We start from the raw sequence: 15,394 nt of genomic DNA on the forward strand, positions 1-15,394 counted from the left end.
GTTGACTGACCAGAACCGGTGTCAGTGGTCGGTCAGGAGTTTCGAGGCAACGTTGATATATTTGCGCCCGGCGTCCTGCGCGGCAAGAACTGCCTTTTCCAGAGACATGTCATGGCGGACACTGGCCAGCTTGATCAGCATTGGCAAATTGACACCGGCAATGACCTCAACTTGTGCCCGTCCCATGATGGATATGGCCAGATTTGATGGTGTACCACCGAACATGTCTGTCAGAACCACAACACCGTTCCCGGTTTCTACAGAGGCAACCTTGTCCAGGATGTCGGCCCTGCGTTGTTCCATGTCATCTTCAGGGCCAATGCATACGGCTGCGGTTCCTGCCTGATGGCCGACAACGTGTTCCAGGGCGGCGATCATTTCCTCGGCCAGGCGACCGTGAGTGACCAGTACCATACCGATCATGATTGTATTTCCTTCATAGACCCCTGTAACGTCTGGCTCTGTGATGGCAGGGTAGAGATATCCCTGTGCCTGAGGATGGGGTGATAGTTTTGCCCTGTCAGCCAGGCATGGATCTGTCTGGCCGTAAAGACAGACCGGTGTTGTCCGCCGGTGCAGCCGACGGCAATGGTCAGGTAACTGCGCCCTTCAGATTGGTAACGCGGCAGGATGGGGTGCAACAAGGTTTTCACATTCTCAAGAAAAGGCGCGAAAACAGGGTCTTCCGCGACATACTCCCCGACCTCGGGATCTTCACCGGTTTTGGTTTGTAGGTGGTTAACATAGTAGGGATTACGCAGGAAACGCACGTCCAGAACGATATCTGCTTCCCTGGGCAAGCCATTCTTGAAACCAAAGGACATAACCGTAACCTGCATCCGCGACCGACAGTCGGTCCTGTAGCGTTCCTCGATCAGGGAACGGAACTCATTGTGACCCAGACGCGAAGTATCGACAACAAGGTTGGCAACTGCCTTCAGTGGAGCCATGATCCGGCGCTCCAGGGCGATGCCATCGCTGACGGGCAGGTCGCTTTTTGTCGGGTGGCGGCGCCGGGTTTTGGTAAAACGGCGTATAAGGACATCATCGTCAGCATCAAGAAAGAGCAGGTGCACGTCTACGTTCGGGCGTTTCTGCAGTCCATCAAGAATACACCTGAACCAGGTCGCATCCAGATCCCGGGTCCGGATATCAATACCAAGAGCCAGAAAATGTGGTTGTCTTGGTGTGTCCTGCATCTCCGTTCCGGGGCCAAGGCCCAACAGGCCATCCAGCAGCACAAGGGGGAGATTGTCGACAACCTCGTAGCCAATGTCTTCCAGTACATTCAGGGCGGTGGATTTCCCTGCCCCGGACAGTCCCGTGACGATCACCAAGTGTGTCGTGTTCTGGCTTGGTCCTGAAGTGTCTGTCGTCGTGTCGGGATTGATCATGATACGGGGACGATTTCTCCTGTGGCCAGCCGGAGTGCAAGACGAACGTGGGCTGTTGCAGACACCCGGAATGGATCAATCCATACCCGACGTACGGGAACGCTGCAAAGCAGAACCTGATCCGTTTCGGGAAGCCGTTCGGTTTCTCCGCCTGCCCTCAGGTCACACAGAAGCGAGACCGGTACCGGGCCACAGGAAGGAACCGGAACAATTCCAAGCCCACGTACTTCCAGAAAGCCGGCCAAGCGATCGGGTGGGAAGGCAACCAGCTGCCCGTTTTCGGCATCGATGCGACACAGGTCGTCCGTCACCAGTTGTGCACCCTCATCAACAAGCCGCAGCGCCAAGTCGGACTTGCCGCTTCCCGATGCGCCCCGCAGGATAACGCCGTGACCGTGGACAGCAATACATGTGGCGTGAATGTGTTCCATCAACCCGGAGGGTGAGAGTCCTGTTATGGAAAGTCAATCCTTGCCGTATGTCCATGATGCAGGTGTGTGGCAATTGTGAGGGTCCTGCTGTTTGTGCTATCGTCGCTGCGGTGCGTTTCTGTGGTAAGGTGGGTCGCGCGTGATGGGATTCCGGACAGGGCAATGCAAGGCCGGGCAGTGGAGGCCGCCCTTTATATTCCGGCTTGGGCCATTGTTCGTGTTGATCTCTTTTCTGTCAGCATTCTTGCTGCCTTTGCATGGCTATGGCTTCGGGCTGAGCCTTGACGAGATGTACCGTATGTCTCTTCGTCACGAGAATGAAGGTGTTTTGCCGGGGTATGTCGTCAACCGCGGTATGGCACCGTGGCCGGAGCCAAAGCCACCGACTCCGGCCGAGCGGGAAGCGGATACGGGGGCCGGGGTTCTGTCCCTGCCTTTGACGGAGCCTCTGCCATGGCCTCAGGTTGTGAAAGAGGTTGCCACCGGTAATCCTGGGTCATTTGCTGTGGATGCGGTGCGTCGCCGTGCCCGGAGCGATGATGCTGAGGCGGTTGAACTTCTGGCGTGGATGTATGCGGGGGGTGTTGGTGTCCACAAGGACCTTGCACAGGCATTCGAGCTGTATCTGAAGGCCAGTCGGCTTGGGGTAACAACCGCAAAGGATAATGCCGGCTCTGTTTACAAGTCCATGACGGTTGCGGAGCGTCGAACAGTCTTCAACCCTTTTAATTGATTCTTTGCGGCCTGTTTCTGGCAGTGGGTCGTATGGCATCTGTTGTCGGTACAGGAAAGATTCTGTCCATATATGGCTTTTTCCGGCATGCTTCGGAAAACTGCCGGGGCGGGCTTTGTTCCTCGTGAAAATTTTGTGTCCACAAAACGACTTGTGATCGTGAAACCCTTGAATTCCGGATCATTCAGGAGTTTCCTGATGGGGGTTTGCGCCCTTTGTCACCAAGCCACATGTTCGGGACACATGTACCATGGCATCTCATTCAAAGTCGTCCGGACCAGATCTCGTTAATCGTGTTGTTGAACTTGTCCGGGATCGTCTTGCGGGCGATCGGGCTGTCATTGCCGAAGCTCTCTTGCGGCAGTATGCGGGGGTCATGCCCCCTGCTGACCTGGAAGAGATGGACCCGGGTCAGCTCTATGGCATGGTGGTGTCGCTGTTGTCCTTTGCCCGTCATCGCAAGCCAAAACAGGCCAAGATACGGGTCTTCAATCCCAGAATTGACGAGGATGGCTACACAACGGATCATACCGTTGTCGAGTTGGTCAGCGATGACATGCCCTTTATCGTTGATTCCGTTGTGGCGTCCCTGTCCAGCATGGGGCTGAACGTTCTCGTTGTTATCCATCCCGTATTGCATGTTCGCCGTTCGGAAGACGGGACTCTTGTCGATATCCTTGACCCCGACGCACCCTTGGGCAAGGGATGCGAGGCTGACTCGGTCGTCCACATAGAGATTTTCGAGCAGAGCGACCCAAAAATTATTGCGATCATAACCCAGGATCTGGAAGCTGTTCTGCGTGATGTTCGGCAGGCTGTTGAAGACTGGAAGCCGGTTCAGGAACGTGTGCTGGCTGTTACGTCCGATGTCAAGCGGGAGAAGGGGCCAAAAGCCCCCGCTGGCGAGGATGTGCAGGATGTTTGTGATTTCCTTGCGTGGCTGGCCGACAACCACTTTACGCTTCTGGGTTACCGCCGTTATGACATCAGGCAGAAGGGCGGTTCGGATGCCGTTGTGTCGGCTGAAGTGGGCGAAGGCCTTGGTATCCTGCGTAATGCGGACTATCTGGTGTTTGACGAAGTTCGTAACCCATCAGATCTGCCCCCTGAAATGGTGGCCTTTGCCTCGCACTCCAATCGTCTCCTGATTACAAAATCAAACCGTTTGTCCCGGGTTCACCGGGCCGTGCCGATGGATGTGATTTGCGTCAAGCGCTTTGGTGCCGGGGGCAAGATTGCCGGCATCGAAATGTTTGTCGGGTTGTTTACATCCAATGTCTACACGAACAGCGCCGGTTTTGTGCCTGTTCTGCGCACCAAGATCGATCGCATCATGCGGCGTACCGGCCTGCGTCCGGGCAGCCATGATGGCAAACGTCTCCTCAGTATTCTGGAAAATCTTCCGCGTGATGAGCTGTTCCAGGCCAAGGATGAGGAGCTGGAGACGATATCGGTTGGTATTCTGCACTTGCAGGATCGTCACCGCACGGCTGTCTTTATTCGTGTTGATGAATTCGGGCGTTTTGTCTCGGTTCTGGTGTTTGTGCCGCGGGATCGTTTCGATACCGATTTGCGTCTGACGATCCGTCGTATTCTTGAAGAGAGTCTGGATGCGGAACAAACGGGCTATTACACTCAGGTGACCGATGCGCCGCTGGCCCGTCTTCATGTTTTGCTGAAAGCCAGGAACAAGAAGGGAACCCTGCCGGCCTTTGATGTCGAGGCGATTGAAAAGCAGATTGCCGAGGCGGCCCGGGCATGGTCCGACCAGTTCCAGGAAGCTATCCTCCAGGCAAAGGGGGAGGAAAGGGGCAGTCGTCTGGTGCGCCGTTACGGCAACGCGTTCCCGAACTTCTACAAGGAGCGCTACAGCGCCGCTGCGGCTGTTTACGATATTGACCGTATCGAAGAGACCTTGGGCGGGAATTTGGCCCTGAATTTGTACCGTCCGCTGGAAGCAGCCGAGAACGAGGTACGCTTCAAGGTCTATCGGGCCGATAAACCAGTCCTGTTGTCCGATATTTTGCCGATGATGGAAAATATGGGTTTCCGGGTCAGCGGCGAGATGCCGTTCCAGATCAAGATGGAAGATCTGAAGCGTTCGGTCTGGATCCATGAATTCTCCATGTCCTCGGCAGATGGGTCGCCGGTGCGGGTCAACGAAATTCGCGCCGCGTTCCATGATGCTTTCCAGCGTGTCTGGGCCGGGGATATTGCCGACGATGGTTTCAACTGCCTAGTCGTGACCACGGGGCTGCTGTGGCGTGAAGTGGTTATGCTGCGGGCTTATGCCAAGTACCTGCGGCAGGCTGCCTTTACGTTCTCCCAGGGGGCCATCGAGGCAACCATGGTCAAGAACGGGGCTATTGCCCGTCAGCTTGTTCGTTTGTTCCATGCCCGCTTTGATCCGGTTGGTGCATCCGGTGATACAGAAATCCTGACCCGCAAGATTCTGGAAAGCCTGGAGCATGTCAGCTCTTCCGACGAAGACCGGATTATTCGTCGCTACCTGAACCTGATTCATTGCACCCTGAGAACGAACTTCTATCAGAAAGCTGCTGACGGTCGGCCGAAGAGCTATATTTCTTTCAAGATTGACAGTCGGCGGGTCGAGGATCTTCCCCTTCCCCGCCCCAATGTCGAGGTGTGGGTTTACAGCCCCCGGGTCGAAGCAATCCATCTGCGTGGTGGCAAGGTAGCGCGTGGTGGGATCCGCTGGTCAGATCGTCGCGAGGACTTCCGTACCGAAATTCTGGGGCTGATCAAGGCCCAGATGGTCAAGAACGCCGTGATTGTTCCGGTCGGGTCAAAAGGTGGCTTTGTGGTCAAGAATCCTCCCCATGAAGGGGGGCGTGAAGCCTATATGGCAGAGGGAATTGAGTGTTACCGGACCCTGATGCGTGGCCTTCTTGATCTGACAGACAATCTGGTGGGGGGGAGTGTTGTGCCGCCCTCCGATGTCGTTCGCCATGATGATGACGATCCGTACTTGGTCGTTGCTGCGGACAAGGGAACAGCGACTTTTTCTGATATCGCAAATGGCATTTCAGCCGAATACGGGTTCTGGCTTGATGATGCGTTTGCGTCCGGTGGTTCACAGGGATACGACCACAAGATTATGGGGATTACGGCCCGCGGCGCATGGGAGGCGGTGAAGCGGCACTTCCGCGAAATGGGGCGGGATATCCAGACCCAGGACTTTACCTGCATTGGCGTCGGCGACATGTCGGGGGATGTGTTCGGGAATGGCATGCTGCTGTCACGCCACACGCGTTTGCTGGCTGCCTTCAACCATATGCACATCTTTATTGATCCCAATCCGGATACAAAGGCGAGCTATGACGAGAGGGAGCGGCTGTTCCGCCTGCCCCGTTCAACGTGGGCCGACTACAATTCATCCCTTATCTCGGCGGGTGGTGGTGTCTTTGAGCGTACGGCCAAGAAGATTCCGGTCAGTCCACAAATGCGGTCTCTCTTCGGGATTGAGACTGACAGTCTTACGCCCAATGAATTGATTCTGATCCTGTTGAAGGCGCATGTTGACCTGCTGTGGTTCGGTGGTATCGGGACGTATGTCAAGGCTGCGACTGAAACCAATGCCGAAGCTGGTGACCGTGCCAACGACGCTGTCCGGGTCAACGGAAAGGATATCAGGGCCAAGGTTATCGGAGAGGGAGCTAATCTGGGTGTGACCCAGCGTGGCCGTATTGAAATGGCCGGTGCCGGCGTTCGCCTGAACACCGATGCGATTGATAACTCCGCCGGTGTCGACTGCTCTGACCATGAGGTCAACATCAAAATTCTCCTCAACCGGGTTGTTGCTGACGGGGATATGACCCTGAAACAGCGCAACACATTGTTGGCTGAGATGACTGATGAGGTGGCCGAGCTGGTTCTGCGGGACAATTATCTACAGACCCAGGCAATTTCCCTCTCCCAGTACCGTGGTGCGGCTCTTCTGGATCAGCAGAGCCGTCTGATGCGGATGCTGGAAAAAGCGGGGCGCCTGGATCGTGGTATCGAGTATCTGCCCGATGATCTGGAGGTTGCCGAGCGGATTGCGGCCCGGCGCAGCATGGCCCGTCCTGAGCTTGCGGTTCTGATCGCCTATTCCAAGATGTGGTTGTTTGACGAGATTCTTGAAAGTGATCTCCCTGATGATCCCTCCATGGAAGAAGATCTGGTCAGTTATTTCCCCGAACGCCTGCGTGGCCCGTGGGTACGACAGATCCTGGAACACAAGCTGAAGCGGGAAATTATTGCGACCCATGCCGCCAACAGCATGATCAACCGTGTGGGTGGAACGTTTGTCACCCAGATTATGGAAAAAACAGGGGCCAAGCCGGCGGATGTAGCCCGTGCCTATATCGTGATCCGGGATGCATTCGGGCTGAGAGCCTTGTGGAACGAGGTGGAAGCCTTGGATAACAAGGCTCCGGCAGAGGCCCAGCTGGCCATGTTGACGGAAGCCAACCGGCTTGTGGAAAGGGGAACCTTGTGGGTCCTGCGCCATGGTGACCATGTTACTTCGGATCAGGGAGCCTTGACGGCAACCCTGCGGGAGGGAGCCGAAGCTCTGGCCTCTTCTGTCAGCAGTGCCTGTCCTCCGGATCTGCAGGCGGTTATCCAGTCCAGGAAGCAGGATATGGTAGGCAAGGGTGTTCCGGCGGCCTTGGCTGATCGTACGGCCTCTCTGGTTCTGTTGGCCTCTGTTCCTGATGTGGTTCGGCTGTCCCGTGACCTTGGTGTGACCGAGGTTCGTGCCGCCGCCCAGTATTTCGCCGTTGGTTCGCGCTTTGGTCTGGGATGGCTGCGTGCGGCATCCGAGAACCTGACCCAGGGCAGTCACTGGGAGAAGTTAGCTGCTGCTGCTGTGACAGATGAACTGTATGCCCTGCAACGCGGGGTGACGGCCCGTATTCTGGGTGAAACATCTGACAGTCTGTCCCCGATCGAGGCCATTGACTCCTGGGCCGAAAATTATAAGGCAGCGGTTCTGCGGACGGACCAGCTTCTGGTCGAGATGCGTTCAGCACCGGCAGTTGACTTGGCTATGTTGACTGTTGCCAGCCGCCAGTTCGGTAGCCTGGCAGGGGTCTAGACCTTGTGCACAAGCGGGGTGGAGCATGCCACCCCGTTTTCGCGCTTTGTCTTGTGAGGTATAATCGACGCGTTTGATGCCGTAGGATGCTGCCCTCCGTCCTTTCTGTGCAGGGGTTCGCGTTTTACTTCTGCCAGAAACTGTTGTGGATGGTCTGATGTCTTCCAGGACCTCCTTGCCTGTTCCTGACCTTGAGGTCATCAATCAGAAGCCATCTGTGCCTTCTGCCGCTCCCCCGCTGCTGTTTGTCCATGGTGCTTTCTGCGGAGCCTGGGTCTGGCAGGAAAACTTTCTGCCTTGGTTGGCTGGCCAGGGGTTTGACGTGTATGCCTTGTCCCTGAGAGGACACGGAGCCAGTGGTGGTTACGAGCATCTGTCTGGAACTCACGTGTTTGAATATATGGCTGACGTGCTTTCCGTTATGGATCGTCTTCCCGCGCCACCAATTCTTGTGGGCCATTCCATGGGCGGCATGGTTGTCCAGAGGGTGATCGAATCTTTTGACGTGCAGGATTTTTCTGTGAAGCGTCCTGTGCAGGGGGCTGTCCTGATGTCATCGGTGCCCCCGGGCGGATTATGGGGAACGTCGCTTCATATGATGACGCATGATCCATCGCTGTTGCTCCAGATTGTCGCCCTGCAAAATTTCGGGATGTCAGCCCTGTCGCCCCAGACAATTCACCGTGCCATGTTTTCCCCGACGGAACCGATGGAGGAAACGCGTGTTTATCTTGAGCGCCTGCAGCCGGAGTCCGTTGCCATTCAGTCGGATATGACGCTGGCCCCGCCCCCTGTTCCTGCCAATGGGCGGAGCATACCCATGCTTGTGATTGGTGCCTCGGAAGACAGCTTTGTACCGCCCTGGATGGCCCACCTGACAGCCCGGTATTACGGCGCGGAGTCCCAAGTCCTGAACGGCGTGGGTCATGCCATGATGCTGGGCACGCTATGGCACCAGGCTGCTTCTGTCCTGAGGGAATGGCTCTGGCGCCACTGGCCACCGGCGGGTGGGCGAGGCTGACCGGCAGAGGCTGTGTGCAAGGCATCAACCGGTCAGCAATGGATTACACGATGCGGCAGGCTTCCTCAAAAGCCAGGCGCGGGCTGCGCGGATATAGCTTCGATGGATCCCCATAGCCCAGATTGCATAAAAAATTGGCCTTGAAGCGACCATCAGGGAAGAAAGCGGCATTAAGTTTATCGGGGTTGAAGCCACTCATGGGCCCGCAGTCCAGTCCAAGCGACCGGGCGGCCATAATCAGGTACCCCCCCTGCAGGGAGCCATTACGGAAGGCTGTTTCTGCCGCATGGGCGGCGTTACCGGCAAACCAGCTGCGGGCATCGGCATGTGGGAACAGGGTGGGAAGGTGATCATAGAAAGCGGTGTCGTATGCAACAATGGCTGTTGCCGGCGCATTCATGGTTTTTTCAACGTTGCCCTCATCCAGTGCAGGACGCAGACGTTCTTTGCCTTCTGGCGTGGTGACGAAGACCACCCGCATGGGGGAGCAGTTGGCAGCTGTCGGTCCCATCCGGGCCAGGTCCCACAGGGCTTTCAGGGTTGCCTCTGGAACAGGCTTCTTGTTCCAGCCATTGTGGGTACGGGCATCGATGAAGAGTTGGGCCAGTGCGGCCTTGTCCAGGGAAGAAGACACAGATCAGGCTCCTTGTCACCGGGGTTGGATCCGGCGATTGTAGCATCGCCGGATCTGTGGGTCATCCGGGCAGGACTTTATTTTGGCTCAAGCCTCAAAGCCCCGTCCAGGCGGATGGTTTCTCCATTCAGCATGGGATTGTTCACAACAGCCAACACCATGTGACCAAATTCTTCCGCTTGTCCCAAGCGTCGAGGGAACAGGGTTCTGGACACAAGGCTGCTATGTACGTCGCGTGGAAGTCCGGCAATCATTGGCGTTTCGAACAGTCCGGGCGCAATACACATGACCCGGATGCCATGAGGGGCAAATTCCCGCGCTGCCGGCAGGCTGAGCGCGGCAACACCTCCTTTCGAGGCAGCATAGGCGGCTTGGCCAATCTGACCGTCAAACGCGGCAATAGAGGCGGTATTAACGATAATCCCCCGTTCTTCGTCCAGTCCGATGGGGTCTGTCTCCATCATGTCGGATGCCGCCTGGCTCATGACATGGAATGTCCCGACCAAATTTATGGCGATGGTTTTGTGGAAACCTGCCGGATCCATGGGGCCATTGCGACCAACAATACGGCCACCATGAACAATCCCGGCGCAGTTGACACAAATTCGGGCCGGGCCATGTGTAGCTTTTGCCGTCTTCAGGGCTGTGTGCACAGAGCCAGGGTCTGTGACGTCACAGGTTATGGGTGTTGCCCCGGTTTCCTGTGCCGCTTCTTCCAGGCGGCTGGTATCGGTATCCAGTATGCTGACCCTTGCTCCGGCCCGAACAAGGACACCAGCCGTTGCCCGTCCCAACCCGGATGCTCCACCGGTTATGATTGCAGCGAGTCCCTTTATATCCATCAATGATCCCCCATCTGGATACGGTCTTTGGCTGACTGTATGCAAAGCCCGCCGCGATGTACATGCTCACACGGCAAAAACGGGGCAGGAGGTGCAGTTTTATATTCGCTGTCTTGGCGTCGGCTGTGGAATGCGTCACAGTCTCTTGTTATGCCCGTTCAGAGCAGGAGAGTCGGGTGTCAGAGTCGCCGATCTTGTGGCAACCTTCGGATGAACGTATCCGGGCGAGCAATCTCTTCTCGTTCATGACCCGTATCAATGACCGGTACGGCGTCTCGCTTGCTGACTATGAGTCGCTGCATCGCTGGTCCGTCGAGAATATTCCCGCTTTCTGGCAAGAAGTCTGGACGTTCTGTGAACTGATCGGTGATCCGGGATCGGTTGTTGTTGATGATCCCGGTCGTTTGCCCGGTGCCCGCTGGTTTCCCGAAGGCCGTGTCAATTATGCCGAGAACCTGTTGCGGCCCCGCCCGGCGGATGCTCTGGCCGTTGTCTTCCGTGGCGAGGACAAGGTGCAGCGCCGTCTGACGTATGGGCAGCTGTGTGAGCAGGTATCACGGGCCAGGCAGGCGTTACAGGCTGCCGGTGTGGTCTGTGGTGACCGGATTGCCGCGTATATGCCCAACATGCCCGAGACCCTGATCCTGATGCTGGCAGCCGTATCGATCGGGGCTGTTTGGTCTTCAGCATCCCCGGATTTTGGTGTTCAGGGTGTCCTTGATCGTTTCGGTCAAATAGAGCCTGTCGTCCTGTTGACCGTGGATGGCTATCATTACAACGGCAAAAGTCATGATATCCGCGACAAGGTGCGGGCTGTTGCCCAAGGCATTCCGTCCTTGCGCACGGTTGTTGTTGTGCCCTACGTAACCGAGAAGCCAGATATTTCGTCTGTACCGAAGGCGGTATCTTGGGACCAGTTTCTCGGTGGTTTTGTTCCGGGCAAGCTGGACTTTGTCCGCCTGCCGTTTGATCACCCGTTGTTTGTGATGTTTTCATCCGGAACAACAGGGGTCCCGAAGTGCATTGTGCATAGCCATGGCGGTACCTTGCTCCAGCAGGTCAAGGAGCATGTCCTCCATTGTGACGAGAAAGCTGGAGACCGGGTCTTCTACTTCACCACCTGCGGCTGGATGATGTGGAACTGGCTGGTGTCGGCCTTGGCTGTCAAGGCTGCCTTGATGCTGTACGACGGGGCGCCATCTTGGCCTTCGGGAAACGCAATGTTTGATTATGCCCAGGCAGAGCGTTTCACATTCTTCGGAACGTCAGCCAAATGGATCGATGCCATTCGCAAGGATGGCCTGCGCCCGCGTGATACCCACGATCTGTCCAGCGTTCGTGTTATTGCCTCGACGGGTTCTCCTTTGGTTCCTGAATCTTTTGACTACGTATACGATGCGATCAAGCCTGATGTTCTGCTGGCGTCCATTTCCGGCGGAACAGACATTGTGTCCTGCTTTATGCTGGGCAACCCCTTGGGGGCGGTCCGTCGTGGTGAGATCATGGGGCGGGGGCTTGGGCTGGCGGTTGATGTCTTCGATGAGGCCGGCAAGCCAATACGGGGTGAGAAGGGTGAACTGGTGTGCACCAAGGCATTTCCGGCTGTTCCGGTTGGCTTTTGGGGTGATGCCGATGGTGCAAAGTTCCGCAGTGCCTATTTTGAACGTTTTCCCGGAATCTGGACCCACGGTGATTGGGTCGAGCTGACCGGCAGCGGCGGGATTATTGTCTATGGGCGATCCGATGCAACGCTGAATCCTGGTGGTGTGCGGATTGGTACGGCAGAGATCTATCGCCAGGTCGAGAAGTTGGAAGAAGTTGTTGAGTCTTTGGTCGTAGGGCAGGACTGGGACAATGATACCCGTGTTATCCTGTTTGTTCGCCTGCGCCCCGGTGTGTCATTGGATCCTGCCCTGCAGGACCGTATCCGCAAGACAATACGCGAGAACTGCACGCCACGTCATGTGCCGGCCCGCATTGTCGAAGTGGCCGACATTCCGCGAACCAAGTCCGGAAAGATTGTCGAGTTGGCTGTGCGCGAGGTTGTGCACGGGCGCCCAGTCAAGAACATGGAAGCCTTGGCCAACCCGGAAGCCTTGGCTCATTTTTCCAACCGTCCCGAGTTGTCCACCTGATTGTTGATGGCACGGGAGGGTGCCCTTCCGACATAAAGATATCCTTATGTGTTCTTGTGTCTCTTTTCTGTGTCTGGTACAGACAGATCCGGCCTTTGGCGCTGCCGTGTGTCCGGGCCTGTGAATCAATCTGGAATGCGGAGCATCGCCATGAGTTTTACCGATTGCAAGGTCAAGGATATTGGGTTGGCTGACTGGGGTCGCAAGGAAATTGTGATCGCTGAAACCGAAATGCCGGGCCTCATGGCCCTGCGTGAGGAATACGGTGCCGAAAAGCCCCTGAAGGGCGCGCGGATTGCCGGTTGCCTTCACATGACCATCCAGACAGCCGTTCTGATCGAGACACTGGTTGCGCTGGGCGCCCAGGTGCGTTGGTCATCCTGCAATATTTTCTCCACACAGGATCAGGCAGCAGCTGCGATCGCCGCAGCAAAGATTCCCGTCTTTGCCTGGAAAGGAATGAGCGAGGAAGAGTTCTGGTGGTGCATTGAACAGACGATCCATGGACCCGATGGCTGGCGTCCGAATATGATCCTTGATGATGGTGGTGACCTGACCCAGTTGATGCACGACAAGTATCCTGCAATGCTGGACGATGTTCGCGGTATCTCGGAAGAAACTACGACAGGTGTATTGCGTCTCTATGACATGGCCCGCCAAGGCAAGCTGCGTGTTCCGGCGATCAACGTCAACGACAGTGTCACCAAGTCAAAGTTTGACAACAAGTACGGCTGCCGTGAATCCTTGGTTGATGGTATCCGCCGTGCGACAGACGTTATGCTGGCCGGGAAGGTAGCTGTTGTTGCCGGCTTTGGTGACGTGGGCAAGGGTTCTGCGGAATCACTCAGGGCTTCAGGATGCCGTGTCATCGTGACGGAAATTGATCCTATCTGCGCCTTGCAGGCTGCGATGGAAGGCTATGAAGTCACAACGATGGAAGAAGCTGCTCCGCGTGGGGATATTTTTGTCAGCACGACCGGGAATGTGGACATTATTACGGTTGACCACATGCGTGCCATGCACGACCGGGCCATCGTTTGCAACATTGGTCACTTTGACAACGAAATCCAGGTGATTGGACTGCGTAATTTCAAGTGGCACAATGTCAAGCCGCAGGTTGACGAGATCGAGTTCCCCGACGGGAAGCGCATCATCCTGTTGGCTGAAGGGCGCTTGGTCAATCTGGGTTGTGCAACCGGTCATCCCAGCTTTGTGATGTCTGCTTCCTTTACCAACCAGGTATTGGCCCAGATTGAACTCTGGAAGAACTATGCCAGCTATCAGAAGGACGTCTATGTTCTGCCTAAGGTTCTGGATGAGAAGGTTGCCGCTCTGCATCTGGAAAAGCTGGGCGTGAAGCTGACGAAGTTGACCAAGGCCCAGGCTGACTACATTGGTGTCAGCGTCGAGGGGCCCTTCAAGTCCGACGCATACCGTTACTGACCGGACTTCTGACTGGGTTCAGGCATACAGAAGACCCCTCTGTTATAGAGGGGTCTTTCTTTTATCCTGTCTTTTATTTCAGATGTTCCCGACGGTACGTCTCGACAATCTTGTCGTACTCTCCGCTGGCTCGGATCTTTGCCAGCCCTTCATTAAAAGTTTCATGAAGCTTCTGTGAATCCTTGATCGCACGGCTGACCAGAAAGTAACTGCGATCTTCCTGTTGCTTGTGTGTGGAGGGCGAGAAGCCATCGGTGGTGCCAAAGGTTCTTTTCAGCTCGTGGGCTACTACAATCTCGTCATCAACGATCAGATCGGTGCGGCTGCTTTCCAGCATGCGCATGCAGCTTTCCAGCGATGCGGGGCGCTGCAGCTCCATGGAATACTCGCGGATGATTTCCGTAAAGGGCTCAACAGTCCAGCCAAGGGGTACGCACAGGCGCATGCTGTTCCACTCACCCTTCAGGGCTTCAATGTGCTGTGAGCGGGCAAAGAATACGCGCTTGTAAATGTGCAGAGGCTCTGAGAAGAGAAAATCTTTCTCGCGCTCGGAATCCTTGAAGTAGGGAAAGGTTGCCGGGAATTCACCGCTTTTTGCCTGTTCGTATCCGCGCTTCCAGGGCATCCACAGCATTTTTGGTTCGGGCATGTCCATAGCCTTGAAAACTGCGCGCACCAGAATTGTGGACAGTCCGCCTTGGGGCAGGTTTTCACCGGAATAGGGGGCATAGTCTCCGGTGACCAGCGACAGCGGATCCTGTGCTGCAGACGGCCCGGCATGTATGCAGCACAGAAGAATAGCGAGCAGGGCAGGGAAGCGTTTCATCCTGTTTCTCCGTCTGTAGGGCCGTAAGCTGCATCTGGATTGATACAGCGGCTCAATGCCATCAAGCTTGGGAAGATCAAGGGCTTTTTAGTGTATATTCCTTGGTAATACGGGCGTATTCTCCACTCTCGCGGATTGATTTCAGCCCCATGTTGAAAGACTCAACCAGCTTGTCGGCATCCGGCCACGCGCGGCTTATCATCAGATACGTTCTGTTTTCCCGGCGGTGATGGGGTGAGGCTGTAAAACCCTCTGTACTGCCAAAGGCTTGTTTGATTTCGTAAATGCCGACAATTGTTGCACATGGCACCAGGTCAACCCTCTTTCCCTGCAGCATCTTCATGCAGTGTTCCATACTGGCGGGTTGTTGCAGGGTCAGGGAGAATGTGTCCATGATTTCCCTATAAGTTTCTACAATCCATCCCTGTGGAATGCAGATCTTCATGCTGGCCCAGGATCCGTTGACGGCATCGATGTCCAGAGAGCGGGTAAAGAACGATACTTGATCTATGTGGAGCGGGTCTGTGAACAGGAAGTGCTGTTCACGTTCGTCATCCTTGGCATAGGGGAATGTTGCCGCAATCTCACCGCCTTTGCTGCGTTCGTAGCCCCGCTTCCAGGATTCCCACAGAATTTCTGGCTCGGCCATATTGGCAGCCTTGAAAGCCGCCATGACCAGCTGGGTTGATATGCCACCCCCGGGAAGTGTCTGGCCGGAGTAGGGCGGGTAGTCGCCTGTGACAACCGGTAATCCCTCTGCCATGGCGTATGGAGCGGGAAGGATGGCATACGCAAGCAGCAAGGCCCTCAGTGCCCTGAACAGCGTCATTCCGG

General features: G+C 56.0%; 13 protein-coding genes. 6 read left to right on the forward strand and 7 right to left on the reverse strand.

Features of this window, described 5'->3' with window-relative positions; all coding sequences use genetic code 11:
* Nucleotides 1–21: 21 nt before the first annotated feature.
* Genes HEQ61_RS06155 through HEQ61_RS06165 form a run of 3 tightly spaced genes read right to left on the reverse strand, consistent with a single transcriptional unit; the run spans nt 22 to nt 1,825 of the window.
* The gene (locus HEQ61_RS06155; protein WP_168020950.1) at nt 22–423 is read right to left on the reverse strand and encodes a PTS sugar transporter subunit IIA; all 402 of its coding nucleotides are present in this window, start codon (nt 421–423) and stop codon (nt 22–24) included.
* Nucleotides 420–1,394, reverse strand: coding sequence for an RNase adapter RapZ (gene rapZ / locus HEQ61_RS06160; RefSeq protein WP_168020951.1), 975 nt, complete (start codon nt 1,392–1,394; stop codon nt 420–422). Before rapZ ends, HEQ61_RS06155 begins: the two co-directional genes overlap by 4 nt.
* Nucleotides 1,391–1,825 carry an HPr kinase/phosphorylase gene (locus tag HEQ61_RS06165; protein WP_168020952.1) on the reverse strand — a complete coding sequence of 145 codons (435 nt, stop codon included), beginning with the start codon at nt 1,823–1,825 and terminating at the stop codon, nt 1,391–1,393. Before HEQ61_RS06165 ends, rapZ begins: the two co-directional genes overlap by 4 nt.
* 120 nt (nt 1,826–1,945) lie before the next feature.
* Here HEQ61_RS06165 and HEQ61_RS06170 point away from each other — a divergent pair, with 120 nt between their 5' ends.
* From HEQ61_RS06170 to HEQ61_RS06185, 4 genes are all read left to right on the forward strand, one after another.
* The gene (locus HEQ61_RS06170; RefSeq protein ID WP_168020953.1) at nt 1,946–2,110 is read left to right on the forward strand and encodes a hypothetical protein; all 165 of its coding nucleotides are present in this window, start codon (nt 1,946–1,948) and stop codon (nt 2,108–2,110) included.
* Between the two features lie 13 nt (nt 2,111–2,123).
* A complete protein-coding gene (locus HEQ61_RS06175) occupies nt 2,124–2,558 on the forward strand; it encodes an SEL1-like repeat protein (protein ID WP_168020954.1) in 435 nt (144 codons plus the stop codon).
* Nucleotides 2,559–2,808: 250 nt separating this feature from the next.
* A complete protein-coding gene (locus HEQ61_RS06180) occupies nt 2,809–7,659 on the forward strand; it encodes an NAD-glutamate dehydrogenase (RefSeq protein WP_168020955.1) in 4,851 nt (1,616 codons plus the stop codon).
* A 157-nt stretch (nt 7,660–7,816) separates the two neighbouring features.
* Nucleotides 7,817–8,680 carry an alpha/beta fold hydrolase gene (locus HEQ61_RS06185; protein WP_168020956.1) on the forward strand — a complete coding sequence of 288 codons (864 nt, stop codon included), beginning with the start codon at nt 7,817–7,819 and terminating at the stop codon, nt 8,678–8,680.
* A 43-nt stretch (nt 8,681–8,723) separates the two neighbouring features.
* Here the strand turns inward: HEQ61_RS06185 and HEQ61_RS06190 are convergent, their stop codons facing one another.
* Together HEQ61_RS06190 and HEQ61_RS06195 are read right to left on the reverse strand one after the other, a co-directional pair.
* Nucleotides 8,724–9,314, reverse strand: a complete 591-nt coding sequence (locus tag HEQ61_RS06190) for a malonic semialdehyde reductase (protein ID WP_168020957.1) — start codon at nt 9,312–9,314, stop codon at nt 8,724–8,726.
* 77 nt (nt 9,315–9,391) lie between these two features.
* On the reverse strand, nt 9,392–10,156 hold the full coding sequence (locus HEQ61_RS06195; RefSeq protein WP_168020958.1) for an SDR family NAD(P)-dependent oxidoreductase: 765 nt from the start codon (nt 10,154–10,156) through the stop codon (nt 9,392–9,394).
* A gap of 176 nt (nt 10,157–10,332) precedes the next feature.
* On the opposite strand from HEQ61_RS06195, the gene HEQ61_RS06200 reads away from it, so the two are divergent.
* The gene (locus HEQ61_RS06200) at nt 10,333–12,291 is read left to right on the forward strand and encodes an acetoacetate--CoA ligase (protein ID WP_322099208.1); all 1,959 of its coding nucleotides are present in this window, start codon (nt 10,333–10,335) and stop codon (nt 12,289–12,291) included.
* A gap of 150 nt (nt 12,292–12,441) precedes the next feature.
* Nucleotides 12,442–13,734 (forward strand): adenosylhomocysteinase, encoded by a 1,293-nt coding sequence (ahcY, locus tag HEQ61_RS06205; RefSeq protein ID WP_168020960.1) that lies wholly within the window; start codon nt 12,442–12,444, stop codon nt 13,732–13,734.
* 73 nt (nt 13,735–13,807) lie between these two features.
* On the opposite strand, the gene HEQ61_RS06210 is transcribed toward ahcY, so the two are convergent.
* Both HEQ61_RS06210 and HEQ61_RS06215 read right to left on the reverse strand, forming a co-directional pair.
* Nucleotides 13,808–14,560, reverse strand: a complete 753-nt coding sequence (locus HEQ61_RS06210; protein ID WP_168020961.1) for a substrate-binding periplasmic protein — start codon at nt 14,558–14,560, stop codon at nt 13,808–13,810.
* Nucleotides 14,561–14,636: 76 nt separating this feature from the next.
* Nucleotides 14,637–15,389, reverse strand: coding sequence for a substrate-binding periplasmic protein (locus HEQ61_RS06215; RefSeq protein ID WP_168020962.1), 753 nt, complete (start codon nt 15,387–15,389; stop codon nt 14,637–14,639).
* Nucleotides 15,390–15,394 lie beyond the last annotated feature (5 nt).

The sequence above is a fragment of the Haematospirillum sp. H4485 genome (genome assembly GCF_012102745.1).
Classification (GTDB): Bacteria; Pseudomonadota; Alphaproteobacteria; order Rhodospirillales; family Rhodospirillaceae; genus Haematospirillum.

Coding starts and splice junctions, on each gene's coding strand:
- HEQ61_RS06155 (WP_168020950.1), bottom strand. CDS start 423: ATGATCGGTATGGTACTGGTCACTCACGGTCGCCTGGCCGAGGAAATG.
- rapZ (WP_168020951.1), bottom strand. CDS start 1,394: ATGATCAATCCCGACACGACGACAGACACTTCAGGACCAAGCCAGAAC.
- HEQ61_RS06165 (WP_168020952.1), bottom strand. CDS start 1,825: ATGGAACACATTCACGCCACATGTATTGCTGTCCACGGTCACGGCGTT.
- HEQ61_RS06175 (WP_168020954.1), top strand. CDS start 2,124: ATGTCTCTTCGTCACGAGAATGAAGGTGTTTTGCCGGGGTATGTCGTC.
- HEQ61_RS06180 (WP_168020955.1), top strand. CDS start 2,809: ATGGCATCTCATTCAAAGTCGTCCGGACCAGATCTCGTTAATCGTGTT.
- HEQ61_RS06185 (WP_168020956.1), top strand. CDS start 7,817: ATGTCTTCCAGGACCTCCTTGCCTGTTCCTGACCTTGAGGTCATCAAT.
- HEQ61_RS06195 (WP_168020958.1), bottom strand. CDS start 10,156: ATGGATATAAAGGGACTCGCTGCAATCATAACCGGTGGAGCATCCGGG.
- ahcY (WP_168020960.1), top strand. CDS start 12,442: ATGAGTTTTACCGATTGCAAGGTCAAGGATATTGGGTTGGCTGACTGG.
- HEQ61_RS06210 (WP_168020961.1), bottom strand. CDS start 14,560: ATGAAACGCTTCCCTGCCCTGCTCGCTATTCTTCTGTGCTGCATACAT.
- HEQ61_RS06215 (WP_168020962.1), bottom strand. CDS start 15,389: ATGACGCTGTTCAGGGCACTGAGGGCCTTGCTGCTTGCGTATGCCATC.